Here is a 23268-nt window from a genome sequence, read left to right on the forward strand (position 1 = left end):
GGCCGGTCGGGCGTGTGGCGGTCGGACGCCTGGTCCCGGGAGTACGCCCATGCTCCCAGAACCGAGCTTGTCAGATGACGGGAGGTCGGCCCAGCCGGGTCAGCCGCCACACGGTCCGCCACTTCATGGGACGGCGCGGGCCGCACGGCGTGGACCATCCCTCGCGGAAGCCGCCGAACCAGGCCTTGAGGGCCGCGGCCGAGGGCCTGCGCAGCAGCGTCAGGAGCAGCCAGACGCCCACGTACACGGGGACCAGCGGCGCGGGCAGGTTCCGGCGGGCCAGCCAGACCCGGTTGCGGGCCACCATCCGGTGGTACACCGCGTGCCGGGAGGGCGCGGTCGTCGGGTGGAACAGGACCATGTCGGCGCGGTAGTCGATCAGCCAGCCGGCGTCGAGCGCCCGCCACGCCAGGTCCGTCTCCTCGTGCGCGTAGAAGAACTCGCCGGGCAGCGGCCCGACCTCCTGGAACACCTTCGTGCGGACCGCGTTCGCGCCGCCCAGGAAGGTGGTCACCCGCGAGGAGCGCATCGGGTCCGAGGCCCGCAGCCGCGGCACGTGGCGGCGCTGCGTGACACCGGTGTCGGGGTCGGCGATCCGGAAGCTGACGATGCCCAGCTCCGGGTCCTCCGCGAAGGCCCGCCGGCACAGCTCGGCGGTGTCGGTGCGGGGCAGCAGCCCGTCGTCGTCCAGGAACAGCAGCAGGTCCACGTCGGAGCCGCCCGGGCCGAAGGCCTCGATGCCCACGTTCCGGCCGCCGGGGATGCCGAGGTTCTCCGGCAGGTCCACGGCGCGCACGCCCGCGGGCACCAGCTCGGAGGCCTTCACGCCCTGGCCGACCACGACCACCTCGACCGGGTCGCCCTCCTGGCGGGCGACCGAGTCGAGCAGCGCCTTCAGCTCGTCGGGGCGGTTGCCCATGGTGATGACCACCGCGCCGACGCGCAGGCCGGCGCTCACCGGAGCCTGCTGGAGGCGAGGACGGACACCAGGTGCAGCACCGTCTGGAGGAGCGCGATGCCGGCCAGTACGGCGACCCCGAGCCGGGTGTAGAACAGGTCGCCGCGCATCTGGTCCAGCACCGCCAGCACCAGGATGAGCAGCGACGCCTCGATGCCGAGGATCAGCCGGTGGAACTTCAGCGCCGCGGCGGCCCGGCGGGCCAGCGCCACCCCGGAGGAACGCGGCTCCGCCGCCGCCTCCTTGACGGGCTCCATGCCCGCCTGGTGGCGGGCGACCCCGACCAGGTCCGTCTCGGCCTTGATCAGGATGGCGCCGAGCGCCGCGAGGGTGCCCAGGAAGGCCCACAGCCAGTCGATCCGGCCGCCGCCCCACAGGTCGGCGGCGCGCAGGCCCATGCCCACCAGGACCGCCGCGTCGCACAGGTACGCGCCGACCCGGTCCAGGTACACCCCGGACAGGCTGTACTGCTTCTTCCAGCGGGCCACCTCGCCGTCGACGCAGTCGAGCAGCAGGTACAGCTGGACCGCGACCACGCCGAGCACCGCGCCCCAGATGCCCGGCACCAGCAGGGCGGGCAGGGCGAGGACGCCCGCGAGCGTCATCAGGTAGGTCAGCTGGTTCGGGGTGACCTTCGTGCCCACCAGGACACGGGTGATGCGCAGGGAGACCTCGCGCATGTACAGGCGGCCGCCCCAGTGCTCACCGCTGCGCCGGTCCTTCACACCCGGGGGGTGCACGACCGGGCGGAGTTCAGCTACCGATGGTCTTGGCATAGTCGGAGTAGGCGTCCCTGATCTCGGCGACGGACAGGTTGAGGTGCTCCAGGATCGTGAAGCGTCCCGGACGGGTCTGGGGGGCGTACTCGACGGCCGCGACGAACTCGTCCACGCTGAACCCGATCTCCTCGGGCAGCACGGGCAGGCCGTGGTTGCGCAGCACCTCGGTGAAGAGGCCGGCCTGCTCGCGGGAGCCCCTCAGGTGCATCGCGAACGCGGCGCCCAGGCCCACCTGCTCGCCGTGGAGCGCGGAGCGCCCCGGGTAGAGCAGGTCGAAGGCGTGGCTGATCTCGTGGCAGGCCCCGGAGGAGGGGCGGCTGTCGCCGCTGATCGACATGGCGATGCCGGAGAGCACCAGCGCCTCGGAGAGCACGGTGAGGAACTCGTCGTCCCCGCAGCCGCCCGGGTGCCGCAGCACGGACTCGCCGGCGGTACGGGCCATGGCGGCCGCCAGGCCGTCCACCGCCTCGCCGGTGATCTCGTGCGACAGCTCCCAGTCCGCGATGGCGGAGATGTTCGAGATCGCGTCGCCGATCCCGGCCCGGATGAACCGGGCCGGCGCGTCCCGGATCACGTCGAGGTCGATGACCATCGCGATCGGGGTGGGCACGCCGTAGGAGCCGCGCCCGTTGTCGTTGTCCAGGATGGACACCGGCGAGCAGATGCCGTCGTGCGAGAGGTTGGTGGCCACGGCCACCATCGGCAGGCCGACCCGCGCCGCGGCGTACTTCGCCACGTCGATGATCTTGCCGCCGCCCAGGCCGACCACGGCGTCGTACCGGCGGCCCTTTATGTCGTCGGCGAGCTTGACCGCGGAGTCGATCGTGCCGTCGACGACCGGGTACCAGTCGGCGTGCGGGAGTACGGGCCCCAGCTTGGCGCGGAGCGCCTGGCCGGACCCGCCGCTGATCGCGATCGCCAGCTTCCCCGACGCCGAGATCCGCTGGTCGGCCAGGAGGCCGGCCAGGTCGTCCATGGCGCCGCGGGAGATGTCGACGACGACCGGCGACGGGATCAGCCGCGTCAGTACTGGCATGCGATCTTCCGGCCCTTGGCGAGGTCGTCGTGGTTGTCGATCTCGACCCACTGGACGTCGCCGATCGGAGCCACGTCGATCGTGAAGCCGTCGTTGACGAGGTGCTGGTAGCCGTCCTCGTAGTACAGGTCGGGGTCGCGCTCGAAGGTGGCCTTCAGCGCGTCGGCCAGGGCCTCGGCGGCCTCGGGCTCGATCAGGGTGACGCCGATGTACTCGCCGGTCGCGGTGGCCGGGTCCATCAGCTTGGTGATCTTCTGGACGCCCTTGCCGTCGGCCGTGATGACCTTCATCTCCTCGTCGGCCAGGTTCTTGACCGTGTCGAGGGCGAGGATGATCTTCTGGCCGTTGCCGCGGGCGGCGAGCAGGGTCTGCTCGACGGAGACCGGGTGGACGGTGTCGCCGTTGGCGAGGATCACGCCCTGCTTGAGGACCTCACGCGCGCACCACAGGGAGTAGGCGTTGTTCCACTCCTCGGCCTTGTCGTTGTCGATCAGCGTGATGTTCAGGCCGTACTTGGCCTCCAGCGCGGCCTTGCGCTCGTACACGGCCTCCTTGCGGTAGCCGACGACGATGGCGACGTCGGTCAGCCCGACCTCGGCGAAGTTGCCCAGGGTCAGGTCGAGGACCGTGAGGCTCTCCTCCTGGCCCTCGGGGCCGACGGGCACGAGGGCCTTGGGGAGGGTGTCGGTGTAGGGACGCAGACGGCGTCCGGCACCGGCGGCGAGTACAAGGCCGATCATGCTGGTTCTCCTTCGTCATGTACGGCGGGTGCTCCGGAAGAGACCCAGAAGCGGATGCTCTCCACGAGCACCACGAGTGCCACGAACACGGCCAGGGCCGTGAGCGCGACGGGGAAGTCCGTGTGCGCGAGGACTGCGGCGAGGACCACGGTCACCAGGACCCGGCCCTCGTGGCCGCCGGTCGTCCGCACCAGCCAGTGCGGGGGCGCGCCGGTGCCACCGCGGATGCGGTACACCGTGTCGTAGTGATGGTAGGCGACCGCCGCCACCAGCCCGAAAGCCGCGGGAAGGGCACCGTTCACCCCGGCCTTGGCGGCCAGCACCAGGACGGTGCCGTACTCGGCGGCCCGGAACACGGGCGGGACCAGCCAGTCCAGCGGGCCGGCGAGGGGGCGGGAGACCGCGAGGCCGGCGAGCACCGCGTAACCGGCGGCGAAGGCGACGAGCGTGCCGCTGCCGAAGGGCAGCCACAGCGCGGCACCGGTGATCAGCACGGCGGCCAGCAGCGCCGGGGCGACCGCGGGGCCGGGGAGCCGCACCGGGCGGGCGGCCAGCTCGGCGAGCGGCCCGGAGTCGGTCAGGTCGTACAGGGCCCGCGCGGCGCGCTCGGTGCGCTTCGCCCGGCGGGTGAGCGAGCGCAGGACACGGCCGGCCGTGGTGTAGAGGGCGCCGAAGGCGCAGCCCGCCAGCAGGGCGTAGAAGGTGATCCGGGGGGTGGTGAACGCGGTCAGGACCGCGATCATCGCCCAGCGCTCGCCGATCGGCAGGATGATCATCCGCCGGGCCCAGACCGTCCAGCCGACGCTGTCGAGCCGGTCGGAGAGCGCCGCGGTGGGGCTGGTGTTCGCCGTGGCGTCGTGGTTGGCCTCGTTGAAGGCGAAGTCGACCACGTGCCGGCAGGTCATGAGGATCATCGCGCCGAGCGCCAGGGCCCAGACGTCGTCGCCGTTGCGGGCCGCGCCGAGCGCCAGGCCGGCGTAGAAGGAGTACTCCTTGGCCCGGTCGAAGGTGGCGTCGAGCCAGGCGCCCAGCGTCGAGTACTGGAGCGAGTAGCGGGCCAGCTGGCCGTCGGTGCAGTCGAGCACGAACGAGACCAGCAGCAGCACGCCCGCGGTGACGTAGCCCCAGCGCTCGCCGGTGGCGGCGCAGCCGGCCGCGATCAGCGCGGTGACCAGCGAGGCGGTGGTGACCTGGTTCGGGGTCAGACCGCGGCGCGCGCACCAGCGGGCGATGTAGCGCGAGTACGGGCTGATGAAGAAGGTGGTGAAGAAGCCGTCGCGGGACTTCACCGCGGTGCGCAGCCGCACGGCCTCGTCGTCCACGGCCGCGACCGCGGCGTCCGCGACCTCCCGCTCCGCGCGGGACTCGGGCACGGCGGCCACGAGGGTGCCCAGCTCGGGGCGCTGCACGGCGGTGCCGCCGGCCTCGATGACCTCGGCCAGCTCGTCGGGCAGGCTGTGCGCGGGCGCGGTGGCCCGGGCCAGCGCCCGGTCGAGACCGGGGCGGGCGGCGGGCTGGACGCCCAGGGCGCCCGGGACCGCGGCGGCCGCGAAGCGGGGGTCGGTCAGGGCGAGGCGCAGCGCGTGCCGGTGGCCGGTGAAGCGGCTGTCCACCACCGCGACGCGCTCCCCCGCGGGGACCGCGGCGAGCAGGGCTCCGGTGTCTGCGGGGCCGGCGGCGATCCGTACGTCGAAGCCGAGGGCACGCAGATCGCCTTCGAGCGGCGATCCGGGTACCGGCGGGCCGGTGAGGATGGCGGTCGACAGACGGACTCACTCCTTGGGACGGGCGCCCCAGGGGGCGGGCTGCACGTCGGCAGAGGCTATCGGATGAGAGGAAGCGGACGTTCACCGCCCGTTTACGCCCCGACAATCCGATGATCTCCGGCTCGGCGGCCCTCGTGATCATCATGGTCGATACGCCGTCCCGGGGACAAACGCCGGGGATGTTAGGCTCGGTACCCGGACGCCCCCGTCACACGGGTGCGTCGCGCCGAAACCGTGAACGTGATGAAGGAGGTGGGTTGATGACCGTCGTGATGTGCGCCACCACGCGTGGTGCCGACCGGTTCATCCCCATCCTCCGGGTGTCCGGCCGGGCCTGATCCGACCGCGGTACGTCGCTTCCCGGCGACCCGCGCGGACAGCCGTCGGCCGGAGCCCCCTTTCCAAGGGTTCACGTTGACCGACCACACCCAGGACGCCTCCGCGTCCGCGTCCTCTTCCTCTTCTTCTTCCGGCTCTGCCTCCTCCCCCGCCTTCTGGGAGGCGTTCTTCGCGCTGCACCACGGGCTGCCCCGGCAGGGCCCCGGCTCCGACGCCACCACCCGCCGGCTGCTCTCCCTGGCCGGACCGCTGCCCGAGCGGCCGCGGATCCTGGACCTGGGCTGCGGCCCCGGCCGCTCCGCGCTCCTCCTCGCCGCCGAGGCCGGCGCCGAGGTGACCGCCGTCGACCTGCACGAGCCGTTCCTGGCCGAGCTGCGGGCCGAGGCCCGCGCCCGCGGCCTCGACGGACGGATCCACACCGTCAAGGCGGACATGGCGGACGTCCCCTTTCCGGATGGTTCCTTCGACCTCGTCTGGGCCGAGAGCTCCGCGTACATCGTCGGCTTCGACACCGCGCTGGCCACGTGGCGCCGGCTGCTCGCGCCCGGCGGCACCCTCGTGCTGACCGAGTGCGAGTGGACCGTCGACGAGCCGTCCGCGGCGGCTCGCGCCTTCTGGGACCCGCACTGCCCGCTGCGCACCGGGGACCGGAACCGGGCGGCCGCGGCCGCCGCCGGCTACCAGGTGGTGGGGGTGGTCCCGCAGCCGGAGTCCGACTGGGACGAGTACTACGGGCCGCTCGCCGCACGCGCCGACGCGGCCGACCCCTCCGGGCCCGGGATGGCGGCGGCACTCGCCGCCACCCGCGAGGAGATCGCCCTGCGGCGCGAGCACGGCGGCGACTACGGCTACACCGGGTACGTGCTGCGGCCGTGGGGCACGCGGTGGCGGGTGCGGCCCGAGCGGGCGGAGGACCGGGCCGCCGTACACGCCGTGCACGCGGCCGCCTTCGAGACGCCGATGGAGGCCGACCTGGTGGACGCGCTGCGGGAGGACGGCGCCTGGCTGCCCGGGCTGTCGTACGTCGCCGAGGCGCCGGACGGGTCGGTGGCCGCGCACGCGCTGCTGACCCGCTGCCACGTCGACGGGGTCCCGGCCCTCGCGCTGGCGCCGGTGGCGAGCCTGCCGGGCTCGCAGCGGCAGGGTGCCGGGAGCGCCGTGGTCACGGCGCTGCTCGACGCGGCACGGGCGGCGGGCGAGCCGCTGGTGCTGGTGCTCGGGCACCCCGGGTACTACCCGCGGTTCGGGTTCGTCCGGGCCTCGCGGTACGGCATCCGGGCGCCGTTCGACGTACCGGACGAGTACCTGATGGCGCTCGTGCTGGACGGCTCCGCGGCCGTGCCGGCGGGGACGCTGGCGTATGCGGGTCCGTTCGGGGTCTGAGGCGTGACGGCCGGTCCGGGGCTGCGGTCCCGGACCGGCCGAGGGCCGCGGCCGGCCTCCGGCCGGGGGTCCGCCCCCCGTCGCATAGCACGCGACGGGGGGCAGACATGCGCGGATCACCGAAGTGCGGACAAGACGCTCGGGTACGGCAGACTGAAGGCCGAAGACCGAAGCGAAGGATGGTTATGCCGATCACCTCAGCCACCGCCGCGAGCAGCGCGTCCAACGGCACCGCCCCCGAGCCGATCATGCTCGAACTGGTCGACGAGTCGGGCAACACCATCGGCACCGCGGAGAAGCTCTCCGCGCACCAGGCGCCCGGCCGGCTGCACCGGGCCTTCTCCGTGTTCCTCTTCGACGAGAAGGGGCGGCTGCTGCTCCAGCAGCGGGCCCTCGGGAAGTACCACTCCCCCGGCGTCTGGTCGAACACCTGCTGCGGCCACCCCTACCCGGGTGAGTCGCCGTTCGCCGCGGCGGCCCGGCGCACGTACGAGGAGCTGGGGCTGTCGCCCTCGCTGCTCGCGGAGGCCGGCACGGTCCGCTACAACCACCCCGACCCGGCGTCGGGTCTGGTGGAGCAGGAGTACAACCACCTGTTCGTGGGACTCGCGCAGGCGGCGGTGCGACCGGATCCGGAGGAGATCGCCGACACCGCGTTCGTCACCGCGGACGAACTGGTCAAGCGGCACGCCGAGGACCCGTTCTCCGCGTGGTTCATGACCGTGCTCGACGCGGCGCGTCCCGCGATCCGCGAGCTGACGGGGGACGCGGCGGGCTGGTGAGGCCGGGGCCGGGTGGGCTGTGAGGCCCGGGCCGGGTGGGCTGTGAGGCCGGGGCGCGGTGGGCTCGGCCCGGCGGACGTGTGCCTCGGCACACCGTGCCCTCACAGCATCGCGGTCAGCGGCAGGGCCGCCCAGATGACCTTGCCGCCCCCGGCCGTGTGCTCGACGTCGCAGGTGCCGCCGGAGAGCGCGGTGATCTCCCGGACGAGCAGCAGGCCCCGGCCGCCGGTCTGGCCGAAATCCGCCTCCAGGGCCTTGGGCCGGTACGGGTGGTTGTCCTCGACGGCCACCCGTACCCAGGCCGCGCCGATGGCCACCTCGACGGCCACCTCGGGCGAGAGCAGGGCCGCGTGCCGCACCGAGTTCGTGACCAGTTCGGACACGATCAGCAGCAGCGAGTAGACCAGGTCCTCCGAGGCCGCGACGGCCTGTCGGGCGAGCAGGTCACGTACGGCGCGGCGGGCCTGCGGAACGGATTCTTCAGTGGCGGGTGCGGTGAACCGCCAGACTCCCTCAAATGTGGGGGGCACGGTCGGGGGTGGTGCGTCCATGTCCCGGCCCCCGTCTTCACGCTCGATCGTCTCCACAGCTCAAGGGTGGGGAAGGAGAGGGACCGGGCCGGGAGCCTGACCAGAAGTCAGCGCCATTCGGACACCTTTTGACCGCTGGCTTATGACAGCGTCAGTTGTTCGACCGCTCCTGATCTTCCGCGCCACCCTTACCGGCCACCGCGCCGGGGCTGTCCGCCAGGCTCAGCGCCTTGCGCGCGCCCAGGCTCACGGCGAGCAGGCTCAGCCCGTCGAAGAGCAGGGCGATCGAGAAGAACGTACCGATCACGTACAGGCTGTCGCCCGGCCAGCGGCTGAGTACGAGGAAGCCGAGCAGGATCCCGAAGGCGCCCTGCACCAGCGCCAGCCCGAACTGCGGCCCCCGCACCACCAGGGCGCCCACCAGCCGGAACACCCCGCCGACGAGGAACAGCAGGGCGGCGAACATGGTCAGGGCCTCGGCGGTCGCCTCGGGGCGGCGCAGGATCACGAAGCCGGCGGCCAGGTTCACCGCGGCCACCACCACGGCGAGCCAGAAGAAGTTGCTCTTGCGCGACTGGAGCGCCTGGACCAGCCCGACCACGCCGCCGAGCAGCAGCAGCCAGCCGAACAGGAACATCGAGGTCAGCGTCGCCACGCCGGTGTAGACGAGGCCGACCAGACCGGCCACGACCAGCACCGCCCCGAGCGCGGCGAGCAGCCCGAAGCTGCGCCGCAGCCGCCGGCCCTGCGCGCGGGCCTCGTCCTGGGTGGGGGGGGTGAGGGTGCCTGGCGTTCCCGGGGTTCCTGGCGTTCCCGGCGTGGTGCCGCCATCGACGGGGTGGTTGCCGTTCGCGGGGCGGTCGACTCGGTCAGGGGCCATCGGCACGTCTCCTCCCAGACCCCCCGCCGGACTCCCTTGATCATAGGAGCGGCCGGCCGGGATAGCATCCGGCGCATGGACCGCCAGGAAGAGCGTCAGGACGAGCGCCGGGACACGCCGCCGCCCCGCCCGGAGGCCGAGCTCAGGCACTCGGTGACCGACGGGGTGGCCACCGTCGTCATCGCGCACCCCGCGAAGCGGAACGCCATGACCGCGGCGATGTGGGCCCGGCTGCCCGGACTCCTCGACGAGCTGGCCGCCGACCCGGCGGTACGTGCCCTGGTGCTGACCGGCGCCGGCGAGACCTTCTGCGCCGGGGCGGACATCTCCGGCCTGCGCGACGACGACGCCCCGCAGCGGCTGGCACTGGCCGCCGAGGAGGCCCTGGCCGCGTTCCCCAAGCCGACGATCGCCGCGATCCGTGGCTACTGCGTCGGCGGCGGCTGCCAGCTGGCGGTGGCCTGCGACCTCAGGTTCGCCGAGGAGGGCGCGGCCTTCGGGATCACCCCGGCGAAGCTCGGCATCGTCTACCCGTCCGCCTCCACGCGCCGGCTGGCGGACCTCGTCGGTCCGTCCACCGCCAAGTACCTGCTGTTCTCGGGTGAGTTGATCGACACGCCGCGGGCCCTGCGGACGGGGCTCGTGGACGAGGTGCTGCCGGGCGGCGAACTGGCCAAGCGGGTCGGCGAGTTCACCCGTACCCTCGCGTCCCGCTCGCAGCTCACGCAGGCCGCGGCGAAGGAGTTCGCCAACGGCCGCACCGACCGCGACGCGTACTGGGCGGAGCAGGCGCGCGGAAGCGACGACACCGCGGAGGGTGTCGCCGCCTTCCTGGAGCGCAGGGCGCCCCGCTTCACCTGGACCGTCTGACCCCCGTCCGGACGGTCGGTGCTGGTGGGGAGCTGTGCTGCTGGGGTGCTGTGCTGCTGCGGTGCTGTGCTGTGCTGCTGATGTGCTGTGCTGCCGGGGGTCCGTCCTACTGGAGCACGAAACGGGACTTGGCGCGCCACTCCTCGACCAGGTCGGCAGGCGCCTTGTCGGGCGAGCCCGCGTCGTACGGGGGCTGGGGGTCGTACTCCGTGAGCAGCTGGACGGCCTGGGCGGTGCGGTCGCCCGCCATGCGGCCGAGCAGCGTCAGGCCCATGTCGATGCCGGAGGAGACGCCGGCGGCGGTGACGTACTTGCCGTCGGTCACGACGCGTTCGCCGGTCGGCTCGGCGCCGTAGCCGCGGAGCGTCTCCAGGGCCAGCCAGTGCGAAGCCGCGCGGCGCCCCTTCAGCAGCCCGGCCGCGGCGAGCAGCAGCGATCCGGTGCACACGGAGGTGGTCCAGGTGCTGGTGGCATCGACGGCGCGCAGCCAGTCCAGCAGCACGGTGTTCTCCATCTGCGGGGTCTGACCCGGTCCGCCGGGCACGATGACGATGTCGGGGCTCGGGACGTCGGCGAGGGTGCGGTCGGCGATCAGGGCGAGGGAGCTGTTGTCGTTGCGCACCGGGCCGGCCTCCTCGGCGACGAACACCGTCTCGGAGCCCGGGAGACGGCTGAGGATCTCGTAGGGGCCGACTGCGTCGAGGGCGGTGAAGCGGTCGAAGAGCACGATCGCGATCTGCACGGTGGGTCCTCCTGGTGGGTGAGTTGGTGTCGTCGCTACCGCGACGTGGGGCTGAAGCGGCGGCGGTATTCCGCCGGCGACTGGCCCAGGGTCTTCACGAAGGCGCGGCGCAGCGCCTCGGGGGTGCCGTAGCCGCAGGTACGCGAGATCTGCGCGATCCCGTCGGTGCTGTCCTCCAGCAGCCGCCGGGCGTGCTCGATCCGGATCCGTTCCACGTACCGGCCGGGGGTCACCCCCGTCTCGGCCTGGAAGGCGCGGGCGAAGTGGCGCGGTGACAGCCGTGCGCGGGCGGCGAGCGCCTCGACGGACAGATCGGCGCCCGGGTGCTCGCCGATCCACCGCTGGACGTCGCGCAGCGGTTCCCGCTGTGCGGTCTGCGCGGCGAGCTGGGCGCTGAACTGCGCCTGGTTGCCGGGTCGGCGCAGGTAGACGACCAGGTGGCGGGCGATGCTCAGCGCGAGGTCCCGCCCGTGGTCCTCCTCGACCAGGGCGAGGGCCAGGTCGATGCCCGCCGTGACCCCGGCCGAGGTGGCGACGTTGCCGTCGCGCACGAAGATCGGGTCCGGGTCCACCTCGACGTCCGGGTGCTCGCGGGCCAGCTGCTCGCAGACCGTCCAGTGCGAGGTGGCGCGGCGCCCGTCGAGCAGCCCGGCCGCCGCCAGCAGCAGGGCGCCGCTGCACACGGACATCAGGCGCGGGGTGCCCGGGCCCCGCTCGCGCAGCCAGTCGGTCAGGCGCGGGTCGAAGTTCCGCGTGCCGGGACCGCCGGGCACGAGGAGCGTGTGCGGGCGGGGCGCGTCGGCGAGGTCGAGGTCGGGCACCAGGGTGAGACCGCTGGAGGTGCGTACGGGTGCTCCGCCGAGGGAGGCGGTACGGATCTCGTAACCGGCACCGGGGCGCCCGACGGAGGCCCCGGCGAACACCTCCACGGGCCCGCTGACATCAAGACTCTGCACGTCGTCGAAGAGCACGACCAGCACGGTTCGCTTCGCCATGTCTTCATCGTGGGGTGGTCACGAGATGGCCGCAACGACGGGCTTCCCACCTTTCCTGCCATGGGTTCCCGGGGGGTGGTGGATGGGGCGGGCGGCAGTACGGGAGGCGGCATCCAGCGGGCCGGTGTCGGGGAGGTGGCGGTATTCGGGGCCGTCCGCCGACCGAGGGTTTCCGGGCCGGGGCACCCTGTCAAGGGCGCTCCTTCGTCGCGTCGCCTGCGGCGATTCCACTTCGTTCCACCCTTGACAGGCCACCCCGGCCCGGAAGACAAAGACCTCGGCGGACAACCCCAGGAAAACGGCCTTGGGGACACCTCATGCACTCCGGTACCAGGCGCGTGCACCCGGCACCGGGGTCCGGCCCCGCCCCACGGGGCGGACGCACCACCGTCCGTAGGCCCCCCGCCCGTCTCAGCGACCTCCGGGCCGGCCGTGCCCCTTCATAAGCCGCCCACGATCGCTACGCGCTCCTGCCGTCACGCGACAACCGGGCCCGTTGCGGCTGGACATAAGCCGCCCACGACCACTACGCGCTTCTCTCGTCTCAGCGGCTGTCGGCCGGCTCGTGGGACTTGGGCATCAGGCCCCGGAGGGTGCCGATCTGGCCCAGGTGGGCGAAGGAGTCCGCGATCTGGCCCTGAATACGGACCTCGACGGTATCGGCGGTGCCGAGTGTCGGGCTGGGCGCGATGCGGTGCAGGTCTTCCGCCGGGGCGGACGACAAGTAGTTCTCCGCCCGTTCATGCACGGAATCGAGATAGGAGAGCAGGAGAGGGCCACCCGGGCTGAGGAAGGCGTGGGCTTCCTCCGTCGAGTGACCAAATCCTGTGTCGGACGGGTCCGCGGGCCGGTCGAACCGGTCAGCCCACCCCTCAGCCAACCAGAGTTGGGGCTTTCCGATGACCTCGGAGAGGTTGCGGTCTTGACCTCGCGCGATGTGCCAGACGAGCCAAGCCGTGCTGTTGCCGTCGGACGACGGCCGCCAGTTGAGTTCGTCCTCTGCCAAGCCCTCAACCGACTCCGTTAGTTCAACCCGAACTCGTCGGAAGAGGCCCAGGGCCAACCCCTGCCACCCACCGCCTGCCACGCTCATCGCCCTCCTCAGTTCACACCATTCGACTCCCGACTCTGCCATCCCATCACCGCGTATTTCCCACCGGTCGAAGCGATGGCCGACCTCGCCCGGTGCCAGGCCTCGTCGTGACAGATCAGCCCTGAGCGGTCAGGTCGATGCGGTGCGTGCGCGAAGGCGGTGCGCAGTCCGCAGTCCCTGCTTGGCGGCGGTTGCCACGAGGCCGCCGAGGGTGGTTCTGGCCAGGTCGTGGGAGGCGAGGCGTTCCAGCGCCGGCAGGGCCCGGTCGTCGGCAGTGGCGCCGAGAGCGCGGCAGGCAAGTGCTCGAAGATCCGGGTCGGGATTGGTGGTGAGGACGATGAGGTCTTCCACCACATTCGAACGGAAACTGGCAATCGCTGAGGCGAGATGATGGGCCTTTGGGTCTCGGCGTTCCATCATGGCCTGCCAGAGCGCAGCAAGTGCCAGGTCGCCGCCGATTTGGCCGAGCGCCAGGGCGGCCCTGCTGCGGACCCAGTTGGTCTCGTCGTTCAGTCGGGACGTCAGAGCGGGCACCGCAGCATGATCCTCCAGGAGGCCGAGCGCCTCGCAGGCACCCTCGCGGACCATCGGATCCGGATGCTCCAGCAGGGGGATGATCAGCGGAACGGCCCGGTGGAAGCCGAGTTCGGCACAGGCGAGCGCCGACCACCGCACTCCACGGTGTCCCGTGTCGGCGAGCGCGCGCAGTAGGCCTGGTTCGACGCTCGCATCGCCGAACAGGGCAATTCGGTTGAGTGCCTTGGTCCAGACGGCGACGTCCTGCGCACGGTGGTCGGAAGCGACCTCGGACAGGGCGGCCCGGGCCTGCGGATGGCCGAGCTCGGCCCACTCCAGCAGGGCGTCGACCGCCCGCAGCCGGATCGCGCGGTTCCCGCTCAACCCGGCGGCGTGGACCGCAACGAGGGATGTCGGCCCGTCCGGCGGCGGACCGAGTGCGTCCCCGAGCGGGCCGGAGATCGCTGGTTCGAGCTCGCCCAACCACAAGGCCAGTGGGCCGATTCGGGTGCCGACGTCCGCGTCGTAGCGGCCGTCGCCCCGCAGGTTCGCGGCCAACTTGGCAACCGTGCGGAACAGCAGCCATGCGCACTCCGATGGGGCATCAGCAAGGGCGTCGAGCCGGCCGGACATCGCTGCGGTGACGGCGGCCGGAGGGCGACCGGTGGCCTCCAGGACCGCCTTCGCCCAGGCGAGTGGCTCGCCTTGACGCTCGTAGAGCTGGCGCCCCCACAGGTGGAGGACTGCGTCACGGTAGTCGGTCATCAGGGGATTGTTTCAGCAGGAGTTGGAGTGCGAAGTCGCTGCCCCGATCCAGCCCGGCAGCCTGGCCCCGTTCAAGACAGGGGCCAAAAGCTTGGCACTGCCTTCCTCCACGGCGGTGACCGGGCACCCTAGGCGGCCCTCCGGCCCAAGACGGCCCGTCCGCCGCCACGAGGCAGGAGCGCGTAGCGATCGTGGGCGGCTTATGAAGGGGCACAGGCGGCCCGGGGGCCGCTATGCCGACTGGTGGGCCTACGGACGGTGGTGCGTCCGCCCCGTGGGGCGGGCCTCCGCCCCGGCACTGGAGATCGGGAGCCGATGCCGGGCTCCCGCCCGTCCGCCGGGGGGCGGAGCCGCCGGGCACGCTCCCATGGCCGCCGGCCGGCTCTCGGCTTTGCCCCCTGACCGTCCCTCCTGGAGCCTCCCGCCACTCGTCGTACCCCCGGGGCGGGGTGGGCGGTCAAGGGTGGAACGAAGTGGAATCGCCGAAGGCGACGCGGAGCGCAGCGGAGCGCCCTTGACGGGCCGCCCCGCCCCGGAAACACCCTCAAGTGGCGGGTGGCTCCAGGAACCCATCCAAGACAGGGCCGCTGTGGATGCCCCCGGCCCACCCCGGCGCCGGGCGCGGGTGTGGGATGCCCCGGCCCGCCCCCGGTGCCGCTCCGCGCGCCCTTCCCCCCATACCAACCAGTCGGTAACGTGCCCCCCATGACCACGACCCCCACCACGACCCCCACCCCCTCCGCCCGCGACGCGCGGCGGTGTCATCACTCCGCCGTCAACCCGTTCCACTCGGCGCACTACTTCTCGCCCGAGTACGCCAAGGAGTTCGCGGCGCTCGGGTTCGAGGACCACAACGCGGCCTATCTCGTGGGCCGGGCCGCCGCGATGGGGGCCGTGGGAGCGGGGGCCGTGGCCGCCGCCTTCTACAACTTCAGCCACGACATGATCAGCCGGCACCTGCCCGCCGCCTGGGCCGTGGCCTCCCCCGAGGAGGTGCTGGCCACGCGGCTGCGGGTCGCCGACGCGTCGTTGCGGCGGCTGCTCGGCGACGAGGTGATCGGCTCCCCGGAGCTGGCCGAGGCCGCCGGGCTGGCGCTGCGCGCCGCCGAAGGCTGCACCCGGCCCGCCCGCACCCTGTACGCGGCGCACGCCGACCTCCCGGTCCCCGAGGAGCCGCACCTCGCGTACTGGCACGCCGCGACCCTGCTGCGCGAGCACCGCGGCGACGGGCACCTCGCGGCCCTGCTGGCCGCGGGCCTGGACCCGGTCGAGGCCCTGGTCAGCCACACCGCGACCGGCAAGGGCATGTCGACGCGCTGGCTGCTCAGCACGCGCGGCTGGAGCCAGGACGACCTGGACGCGGCCGCCGAGCGGCTGCGCGGGCGCGGACTCCTCGGCCCCGAGGGGGAGTTGACGGAGGCGGGCGTCCGGCTGCGTGCGGAGCTGGAGGACCGTACCGACGCGCTCGACCTCGCCCCGTACGCACACCTCGGCGCCGAGGGCGTGGCCCGCCTCACGGAGCTGGGCCAGGGCTTCGTCATGGGGCTGGTGACGGCCGGGGCCTTCCCCGCCGGTCTCCTCGGCAAGGGCTGACCCCACCACCGGCCCGCCCGACCCCACCAACCCACCCACCGGCCCGCCCGACCCCACCAACCCGCTCCCGCCCGCCTTACCCCTCCCCTGCACCGCACCTGCCACAATGCTGACCTCAAGTTCAGCGAGAAGGCGGTAACGGAACGTGACGGCAGCCACCCAGTCCATCGAAGGCCGGATCGCCGAGGAGCTCGGCGTACGGGAGCGGCAGGTGAAGGCCGCCGTCGAGCTGCTCGACGGCGGCTCGACGGTGCCGTTCATCGCTCGCTACCGCAAGGAAGCGACCGAGATGCTCGACGACGCCCAGCTGCGCACGCTGGAGGAGCGGCTGCGGTACCTGCGGGAGCTGGAGGACCGGCGCAGGGCGATCCTCGACTCGGTACGGGAGCAGGGCAAGCTCGACGCCGAGCTGGAGGCCCGCATCCTGGCGGCCGACACCAAGGCCCGTCTGGAGGACATCTACCTGCCCTTCAAGCCCAAGCGGCGCACCAAGGCGCAGATCGCGCGCGAGGCCGGGCTGGAGCCGCTCGCCGAGGGCCTTCTGGCCGACCCGTCGGTGGAACCGGCGGTGGCGGCGGCCGCGTTCGTGGACGCGGACAAGGGAGTGGCCGACCCGGCCGCCGCCCTCGATGGGGCGCGGGCGATCCTGACCGAGCGCTTCGGCGAGGACGCCGACCTGATCGGCGAGCTGCGCGAGCGGATGTGGACGCGGGGGCGGCTCGCGGCGAAGGTGCGGGACGGCAAGGAGGAGGCGGGCGCGAAGTTCGCCGACTACTTCGACTTCGCGGAGCCGTTCACGGCGCTGCCCTCGCACCGGGTGCTCGCCATGCTGCGGGGCGAGAAGGAGGAGGTCCTCGACCTCACGCTGGAGCCGGAGGAGCCGTCCGAGACGCCGGGCCCGTCCTCGTACGAGGGCATGGTCGCGCACCGCTTCGGGATCGCGGACCGGGGCCGTCCCGGCGACAAGTGGCTGGCGGACACGGTGCGGTGGGCCTGGCGCACCAAGATCCTGGTGCACCTCGGCATCGACCTGCGGCTCCGGCTGCGGCAGGCGGCGGAGGACGAGGCGGTGCGGGTCTTCGCGGCGAACCTGCGCGACCTGCTGCTGGCCGCCCCGGCCGGTACGCGCGCCACGCTCGGTCTGGACCCGGGCTACCGCACCGGCGTGAAGGTGGCCGTGGTCGACGCCACCGGCAAGGTGGTGGCGACGGACACCGTCTACCCGCACGTCCCGGCCAACAAGTGGGACGAGTCCCTCGCGAAGCTGGCGCGGCTGGCGAAGGAGCACGCGGTCGAGCTGGTCGCGATCGGCAACGGCACGGCCTCGCGCGAGACCGACAAGCTGGCCGCCGACCTGATCGCCCGGCACCCGGAGCTGAAGCTGACGAAGGTGATGGTCTCGGAGGCGGGCGCGTCGGTGTACTCGGCCTCCGCCTTCGCCTCCCAGGAGCTGCCCGGCCTGGACGTCTCGCTGCGCGGCGCGGTGTCCATCGCCCGCCGCCTGCAGGACCCGCTCGCCGAACTGGTCAAGATCGACCCGAAGTCGATCGGCGTCGGCCAGTACCAGCACGACCTGTCCGAGGTGAAGCTGTCGCGCTCGCTCGACGCGGTGGTCGAGGACTGCGTGAACGGCGTGGGCGTGGACGTGAACACCGCCTCCGCCCCGCTGCTCGCCCGGGTGTCCGGCATCAGCGGCGGCCTGGCGGAGAACATCGTGGCCCACCGCGACGCGAACGGGCCGTTCCGCAGCCGGAGGTCGCTGAAGGACGTGGCGCGGCTGGGCCCGAAGGCGTACGAGCAGTGCGCGGGCTTCCTGCGGATCCGCGACGGCGAGGACCCTCTGGACGCCTCCAGCGTGCACCCGGAGGCGTACCCGGTGGTGCGGGCGATGGGGAAGAAGGCGGGCGGCGAGGTGGCCTCGCTGATCGGGAACACGTCGGTGCTGCGGTCGCTGCGGCCGGACGAGTTCGTGACGGAGGCCTTCGGCCTGCCGACGGTGACGGACATCCTGCGGGAGCTGGAGAAGCCGGGGCGCGACCCGCGTCCGGCCTTCAAGACGGCCACCTTCAAGGAGGGCGTGGAGAAGATCGGCGACCTGGCGGCGGGGATGGTGCTGGAGGGCGTGGTGACGAACGTGGCGGCCTTCGGCGCGTTCGTGGACATCGGCGTCCACCAGGACGGTCTGGTGCACGTCTCGGCGATGTCGAAGACGTTCGTGAAGGACCCGCGGGACGTGGTGAAGCCGGGCGACATCGTGCGGGTGAAGGTCATGGACGTGGACATCCCGCGCAAGCGGATCTCGCTGACGCTGCGCCTGGACGACGAGGTGGGCGCGGACCAGTCCGGGGGCGCGCCGGGCCGCGGCGAGCGGGGCGACCGGGGTGGGCGCGGTGGCGACCGCGCCGGTGACCGGGGTGGTGACCGCGGCGGGCGTGGCGGTGACCGGGGTGGCCAGGGCGGCCGCCCGCCGCAGCAGCGCGGCGGGGGCGGGGCCGGCGGCCGGGGCGGTGCGCGCCGGGACTCCGCTCCCGCGCCGGCGAACAGCGCGATGGCGGACGCCCTGCGCCGTGCCGGCCTGACGGGCGACCAGGAGGGCCGCGGCCGGCGCTGAGCGGGGCCGGGCACGCGGGCGCGGGCCGGGCGCGCGGCGGGAGCCGGGCACACGGGCGCGGGCCGGGCACACAGCGGGAGCCGGGCACGCGGGCCGGCTCCGGCCCCGCCCGTACGCGCCCGAGCGCCCCGTGCCGCGTACGGGCGGACGTACGGATGACGTACGGGCGGCCGACGCACCGGCCGGCGTACGCGCCGACGCACCGACGCACCGGCCGGCGTACGCACCGACGCACCGGCCGGCGCACGACCCTTCTCCGGGCCGGGGTGCGGGACCTGCGGGTTCCGCGCCCCGGCCCGCGTGTTTTGCCTCCCGGGCAACGCGTCGCGCCCGTACTCCGGTTCCCCACGGGAACAGGTGGCTTGAACGGATCCGTCGGCTTCGGGTGGGTCTTGCCAACTGGGCAGCAAGATCTGTAGGGATGACGGTGAGACCGTCCGCAATGGTCGGGGGACGGCACCCCGTACTCCCCTGAGGACCACACTCCCAGAGGCCGCCTTGAAGGCTCAGGACGTCATGACACTCTCCCCACATGCCTATCGACGCTGCCCGAGGAAGGGTTCGAAGAGGGAACACATGCCATACGGGCAACTCAAACTGCGCAAACGATGCGAGGCGATTCTCGGCCAGCTCGACCTCTCGCACCCGTTCTCCCTCGACGGGCTGTGCGCCCGCGTGGCCGACCGGCGTGGCCGTCCCATCAAGCTGCACCCGCTGCCCAAGGAGGCGGCCGAGTCAGGGGTGTGTGGCCTCTGGGTCGGCACGGCCACCGTGGACTACGTCTTCTACGAGGCCCAGACCTCGCGGCTGCACCAGGAGCACATCGTGCTCCACGAGCTGGGCCACATCCTGTTCGGCCACAACTCGCTGGAGGGCGAGGACGTCGCCGGCGACACCCCGGTGATCCTGGGCCGGACCAACTACACGACGCGGCAGGAGCAGGAGGCGGAGATGCTCGCGAGCATGATCCGCATCCAGTCCGGGCTCGCCCCGGCGGCCGCGCCCCAGGGGACGCTGGAGAAGCTGGAGTCGGCGATGGGGGTGCGGGCGCCCCAGAGCGGCATGCGGCTGGCCCCCGTCGCGGTGAGGCTGTCCCATGGCGGATGAGCTGATGGCGATCGGCGACTGGCTCGCCGTGCCGAGTGTGGTGGTGCTGTGGGCGGCCGTGCTGCTGCGGGCGCCCTCGGCGGTGCGCGACCCGCTGCAGCGCGGGCTGTGGCTGGCGGTGGCCACGGCGGCCGCCGCGATGACGCTGAACCTGCCGGCCGTGCTCGAAGCGGCGGCGCAGTATCCGGACTACGCCCACGCGGTGGGCCTCACGCGGAACCTGACGGGCGTGCTGTCGGCGGGCGCGGTGCTGTACTTCGTGGCCACGACCACCCGGGGGCGCAACCTCCAGCTCGCCTCGTGCGTGATGACGGTGGTGCTGCTGGGCGCGATGGCGGCCCTCGACCTGCTGGCCCCGCCGCACACGGTGCACGGGATGCCGCCCGGCGGGGATCCGGTGCCCTCGCTGGCGTACTGGCTGACGCTGATGTTCGCGCACCTGCTGGCGAACACGGTCTGCGTGTTCGTGTGCTGGCGGTACGGGCGGCGCACGAACAGCCCCGGACTGGCGGCGGGGCTGCGGCTGTTCGGGCTGGGCACGGCGCTGGCGGGGCTGTTCTGGTTCGTCTACCTCCTGAAGGCCACGCTCGGGTCCACCTGGGCGCTGCCGGCGCTGCCGCTGCTGATGAACGTGCACGGCCTGCTGCGGGCCGCGGCCATCCTCGTACCGACGCTGTACGTGCTGCGCCGCACCGCGGGTGACGTGTCCACGGCGTGGCAGCTGTGGCCGCTGTGGCGGGACCTGGTGGAGGCGGTGCCGCACGTGGCGCTGCACAAGCCGCGGGCGTCCCGGCTGCTGGAGCTGGTGTGGCCGCCGGTCGCCCGCGACCTGCTGGTCTACCGCAAGGTGATCGAGACGCGGGACGCGATCCTGATGCTGAACGAGTACGTGGCTCCGGGCGTCCCGGAGCTGGCCCGCGAGCACGTCGCGGCGGCGGGCGTGCCGCATCCGCGCTGCGAGGCGGCCGTGCTGGCCTGCGTGATCAAGGAGGCGCGGCGGGCGAAGGCCGAGGGGCTGCAGCCGGGCGCGTCCACCTTCACCGCGGCGGCGATCGACGGCAGCGACCTTGAGAGCGAGAAACGTTTCCTCGTCGACGTGGCCGACGCCTACGCCGGCCCGGCCACCCTGTCCTTCGCACCGGAAGTGGAACTGTCGTGACCACCGTTCTGATCACCGGGGCCAGCGCCGGCCTCGGCGCGGCCTTCGCGCGCGGATTCGCCGCCAAGGGCTGCGACCTGGTGCTGGTCGCCCGGGACAAGGCGCGCCTGGAGGCCGTGGCCGGGGAGCTGCGGGACGGCTTCGGGGTGTTCGTGGAGGTGCTGCCGGCGGATCTGCTGGACCCGGTGGCGCGGGGGGCCGTCGAGGCGCGGCTGGCGGATGCCGGGCGGCCGGTGGACGTACTGGTCAACAACGCGGGCTTCGGGCTGTCGGCGCCGTTCCCGTACAGCCCGGTCGAGGACGAGGAGCGGATGCTGGACCTGCTGGTCCGGGTGCCGCTGCGGCTGACCCACGCGGTGGTGCCGGGGCTGCGGGAGCGGCGCCGCGGTGCGGTGCTGAACGTGGCCTCGGTGGCGGGGCTGCTGCCGACGGGGACGTACGGCGCGGCCAAGGCCTGGGTGACGGCCTTCAGCGAATCGCTGCGGGTGGACCTGGAGCCGTACGGGGTGCGGGTGCTGGCCGTGGTGCCGGGCTTCACCCGGACCGAGTTCCAGGAGCGTGCCGGGATGGACGTGAGCGCGCTGCGGGACGCGGTGTGGCTGGAGGCGGACGCGGTGGTGGCCCGGGCGCTGCGCGACCTGGCCCTGCGGCGGCCGCTGAGCATCACCGGCTGGCGGTACCGGGTGTACGCGCAGGCGGTGCGGCATCTGCCGCGGAACCTGGTGGCGCGCCGGATGGCCCGTACGCGCAGGCCCCCGGCGGGGGTCTGACGGGCGGACGCGCCCGCTCCGCCCGGGCCTGCGACGGCCCGGGCGGGGGCTCGGGGTCCGCGGGCCCCGGAGCCCCGGATCCGCGGGCCCCGGGTCCGCGGCGTACCCCGCGGGGCCTACAGCTCGGTCACCTTGCCGTCCGCGACCTCCAGGCGGCGGGTGGTGTGGACGGCGTCCAGCATCCGGCGGTCGTGGGTGACCAGCAGCAGCGTGCCCTCGTACGCCTCCAGGGCGGACTCCAGCTGTTCGATGGCCGGCAGGTCGAGGTGGTTGGTCGGCTCGTCCAGCACCAGCAGGTTCACCCCGCGGCCCTGGAGGAGGGCGAGGGCGGCGCGGGTGCGCTCGCCCGGCGAGAGGGTGGCGGCGGGGCGCAGGACGTGGGCCGCCTTCAGGCCGAACTTGGCGAGCAGGGTCCGTACGTCGGCCGGCTCCATGTCGGGCACGGCCGCGCAGAAGGCGTCCAGGAGCGAGTCGTCGCCGAGGAAGAGCCCGCGGGCCTGGTCGACCTCGCCGACGAGCACGCCGGAGCCGAGGGTGGCCGTGCCGGAGTCGAGCGGCAGGCGGCCGAGGAGTGCGCCGAGGAGGGTGGACTTGCCGGCGCCGTTGGCTCCGGTGATCGCGACGCGGTCGGCCCAGTCGAGCTGGAGGTTCACCGGTCCGAAGGTGAAGTCGCCGCGGCGCACCTCGGCTTCGCGGAGGACGGCGACGACGGAGCCGGAGCGCGGGGCGGAGGCGATCTCCATGCGCAGCTCCCACTCCTTGCGGGGCTCGTCCACGACTTCCAGGCGCTCGATGGCGCGCTGGGTCTGGCGGGCCTTGGCGGCCTGCTTCTCGGTGGACTCGGCGCGGTGCTTGCGGCCGATCTTGTCGTTGTCGGTGGCCTTGCGGCGGGCGTTGCGGACGCCCTTGTCCATCCAGTTGCGCTGCATCTGGGCGCGGCCTTCGAGGGCGGAGCGCTTGTCGGCGTACTCCTCGTACTCCTCGCGGGCGTGGCGGCGGGCGGTGGCCCGCTCCTCCAGGTACGCCTCGTAGCCGCCGCCGTAGAGGTTGACCTGCTGCTGGGCGAGGTCGAGCTCCAGCACCTTGGTGACGGTGCGGGCGAGGAACTCGCGGTCGTGGCTGATCACGACCGTGCCGGCGCGCAGCCCGGTGACGAAGGCCTCCAGCCGCTCCAGTCCGTCGAGGTCGAGGTCGTTGGTGGGCTCGTCGAGGAGGAAGACGTCGTAGCGGGAGAGGAGGAGGGAGGCGAGGCCGGCGCGGGCGGCCTGGCCGCCGGAGAGCGCGGTCATGGGCAGGTCGAGGCCGACGGCGAGGCCGAGGGAGCCGGCCACCTCCTCGGCGCGCTCGTCGAGGTCGGCGCCGCCGAGGTTGAGCCAGCGGTCGAGGGCTTCGGCGTACGCGTCGTCCGCGCCCGGCGCGCCCTCGACGAGGGCCTCGGTGGCCGCGTCGAGGGCGGTCTGGGCGGCGGCGACGCCGGTGCGGCGGGCCAGGAAGCCGCGTACGGACTCGCCGGGGCGGCGCTCGGGCTCCTGGGGCAGGTGGCCGACGGTGGCGGCGGGCGGCGAGAGGCTGAGCTGTCCGTCCTCGGGGGTGTCGAGCCCGGCGAGGAGGCGGAGCAGGGTGGACTTGCCCGCGCCGTTCACGCCGACGAGGCCGATGACGTCCCCGGGGGCGACGACGAGGTCGAGCCCGGAGAACAGGGAGCGCTCACCGTGCCCGGCGGCGAGGTCTTTGGCGACGAGGGTTGCAGTCATGAGGGGGCCGATTCTATCGCCCGGTGCTTTCCGGACTTTCTCGGTTTTGCGAGCGGGCAGGTCAGGGCCTTGATCACGTCGGGGCGGGCGGGGGCGGGGC

The 23268-nt window shown here is 73.3% G+C and carries 20 protein-coding genes; 8 read left to right on the plus strand and 12 right to left on the minus strand.

Annotated features, from left to right (window positions below):
• Window positions 1–70: 70 nt before the first annotated feature.
• From ACIQUR_RS03120 to ACIQUR_RS03140, 5 genes are read right to left on the minus strand one after another with little or no spacing between them, the layout of a single operon-like run.
• Entirely contained in the window at window positions 71–919 is an 849-nt protein-coding gene (locus tag ACIQUR_RS03120) for a glycosyltransferase family 2 protein (RefSeq protein WP_403658004.1), read from the minus strand.
• Window positions 920–954: 35 nt separating this feature from the next.
• Entirely contained in the window at window positions 955–1734 is a 780-nt protein-coding gene (locus ACIQUR_RS03125; RefSeq protein ID WP_403657297.1) for a CDP-alcohol phosphatidyltransferase family protein, read from the minus strand.
• Window positions 1712–2773 carry an iron-containing alcohol dehydrogenase family protein gene (locus tag ACIQUR_RS03130; RefSeq protein ID WP_403657300.1) on the minus strand — a complete coding sequence of 354 codons (1062 nt, stop codon included), beginning with the start codon at window positions 2771–2773 and terminating at the stop codon, window positions 1712–1714. Before ACIQUR_RS03130 ends, ACIQUR_RS03125 begins: the two co-directional genes overlap by 23 nt.
• Entirely contained in the window at window positions 2761–3513 is a 753-nt protein-coding gene (locus ACIQUR_RS03135) for a sugar phosphate nucleotidyltransferase (RefSeq protein WP_399941298.1), read from the minus strand. Before ACIQUR_RS03135 ends, ACIQUR_RS03130 begins: the two co-directional genes overlap by 13 nt.
• The gene (locus ACIQUR_RS03140) at window positions 3510–5279 is read right to left on the minus strand and encodes a DUF5941 domain-containing protein (protein ID WP_403658007.1); all 1770 of its coding nucleotides are present in this window, start codon (window positions 5277–5279) and stop codon (window positions 3510–3512) included. Before ACIQUR_RS03140 ends, ACIQUR_RS03135 begins: the two co-directional genes overlap by 4 nt.
• Before the next feature lie 513 nt (window positions 5280–5792).
• Here ACIQUR_RS03140 and ACIQUR_RS03145 point away from each other — a divergent pair.
• Window positions 5793–7001 carry a methyltransferase domain-containing protein gene (locus ACIQUR_RS03145; protein ID WP_403658010.1) on the plus strand — a complete coding sequence of 403 codons (1209 nt, stop codon included), beginning with the start codon at window positions 5793–5795 and terminating at the stop codon, window positions 6999–7001.
• A 185-nt stretch (window positions 7002–7186) separates the two neighbouring features.
• Complete coding sequence (gene idi, locus ACIQUR_RS03150; protein WP_403657304.1) at window positions 7187–7783, plus strand: isopentenyl-diphosphate Delta-isomerase; 597 nt, start codon at window positions 7187–7189, stop codon at window positions 7781–7783.
• 101 nt (window positions 7784–7884) lie between these two features.
• Here the strand turns inward: idi and ACIQUR_RS03155 are convergent, their stop codons facing one another.
• Together ACIQUR_RS03155 and ACIQUR_RS03160 are read right to left on the minus strand one after the other, a co-directional pair.
• Window positions 7885–8334 carry an ATP-binding protein gene (locus ACIQUR_RS03155; protein ID WP_403658013.1) on the minus strand — a complete coding sequence of 150 codons (450 nt, stop codon included), beginning with the start codon at window positions 8332–8334 and terminating at the stop codon, window positions 7885–7887.
• 130 nt (window positions 8335–8464) lie between these two features.
• Window positions 8465–9193 carry an HdeD family acid-resistance protein gene (locus tag ACIQUR_RS03160; protein WP_403657307.1) on the minus strand — a complete coding sequence of 243 codons (729 nt, stop codon included), beginning with the start codon at window positions 9191–9193 and terminating at the stop codon, window positions 8465–8467.
• Between the two features lie 75 nt (window positions 9194–9268).
• Here ACIQUR_RS03160 and ACIQUR_RS03165 point away from each other — a divergent pair, with 75 nt between their 5' ends.
• The gene (locus tag ACIQUR_RS03165; RefSeq protein ID WP_403657310.1) at window positions 9269–10063 is read left to right on the plus strand and encodes an enoyl-CoA hydratase/isomerase family protein; all 795 of its coding nucleotides are present in this window, start codon (window positions 9269–9271) and stop codon (window positions 10061–10063) included.
• Window positions 10064–10169: 106 nt separating this feature from the next.
• On the opposite strand, the gene ACIQUR_RS03170 is transcribed toward ACIQUR_RS03165, so the two are convergent.
• The 4 genes from ACIQUR_RS03170 to ACIQUR_RS03185 all read right to left on the minus strand — a co-directional run bounded on the left by ACIQUR_RS03170 (window position 10170) and on the right by ACIQUR_RS03185 (window position 14174).
• Window positions 10170–10805, minus strand: coding sequence for a DJ-1/PfpI family protein (locus ACIQUR_RS03170; protein ID WP_403657313.1), 636 nt, complete (start codon window positions 10803–10805; stop codon window positions 10170–10172).
• 35 nt (window positions 10806–10840) lie between these two features.
• Window positions 10841–11800, minus strand: coding sequence for a GlxA family transcriptional regulator (locus ACIQUR_RS03175; protein ID WP_403657316.1), 960 nt, complete (start codon window positions 11798–11800; stop codon window positions 10841–10843).
• 544 nt (window positions 11801–12344) lie between these two features.
• On the minus strand, window positions 12345–12935 hold the full coding sequence (locus ACIQUR_RS03180; RefSeq protein ID WP_403657319.1) for a DinB family protein: 591 nt from the start codon (window positions 12933–12935) through the stop codon (window positions 12345–12347).
• A gap of 87 nt (window positions 12936–13022) precedes the next feature.
• Window positions 13023–14174: a HEAT repeat domain-containing protein gene (locus tag ACIQUR_RS03185; protein ID WP_403657322.1), complete on the minus strand. Its 1152-nt coding sequence runs from the start codon at window positions 14172–14174 to the stop codon at window positions 13023–13025.
• 705 nt (window positions 14175–14879) lie between these two features.
• On the opposite strand from ACIQUR_RS03185, the gene ACIQUR_RS03190 reads away from it, so the two are divergent.
• From ACIQUR_RS03190 to ACIQUR_RS03210, 5 genes are all read left to right on the plus strand, one after another.
• Window positions 14880–15767, plus strand: coding sequence for a hypothetical protein (locus ACIQUR_RS03190; RefSeq protein WP_403657324.1), 888 nt, complete (start codon window positions 14880–14882; stop codon window positions 15765–15767).
• A 145-nt stretch (window positions 15768–15912) separates the two neighbouring features.
• Window positions 15913–18378, plus strand: a complete 2466-nt coding sequence (locus tag ACIQUR_RS03195; protein ID WP_403657327.1) for a Tex family protein — start codon at window positions 15913–15915, stop codon at window positions 18376–18378.
• Window positions 18379–18954: 576 nt separating this feature from the next.
• Window positions 18955–19485, plus strand: coding sequence for a hypothetical protein (locus tag ACIQUR_RS03200; RefSeq protein WP_403657329.1), 531 nt, complete (start codon window positions 18955–18957; stop codon window positions 19483–19485).
• Window positions 19475–20644, plus strand: coding sequence for an MAB_1171c family putative transporter (locus tag ACIQUR_RS03205; RefSeq protein WP_403657332.1), 1170 nt, complete (start codon window positions 19475–19477; stop codon window positions 20642–20644). Before ACIQUR_RS03200 ends, ACIQUR_RS03205 begins: the two co-directional genes overlap by 11 nt.
• Window positions 20641–21414, plus strand: coding sequence for an SDR family NAD(P)-dependent oxidoreductase (locus tag ACIQUR_RS03210; RefSeq protein WP_403657335.1), 774 nt, complete (start codon window positions 20641–20643; stop codon window positions 21412–21414). Before ACIQUR_RS03205 ends, ACIQUR_RS03210 begins: the two co-directional genes overlap by 4 nt.
• A gap of 116 nt (window positions 21415–21530) precedes the next feature.
• On the opposite strand, the gene ACIQUR_RS03215 is transcribed toward ACIQUR_RS03210, so the two are convergent.
• Window positions 21531–23168: an ABC-F family ATP-binding cassette domain-containing protein gene (locus ACIQUR_RS03215; RefSeq protein ID WP_403657338.1), complete on the minus strand. Its 1638-nt coding sequence runs from the start codon at window positions 23166–23168 to the stop codon at window positions 21531–21533.
• Between the last annotated feature and the right edge of the window lie 100 nt (window positions 23169–23268).

The sequence above is a fragment of the Streptomyces sp. NPDC101132 genome, from assembly GCF_044759225.1.
In the GTDB taxonomy this organism is placed as follows: Bacteria; Actinomycetota; Actinomycetes; order Streptomycetales; family Streptomycetaceae; genus Streptomyces.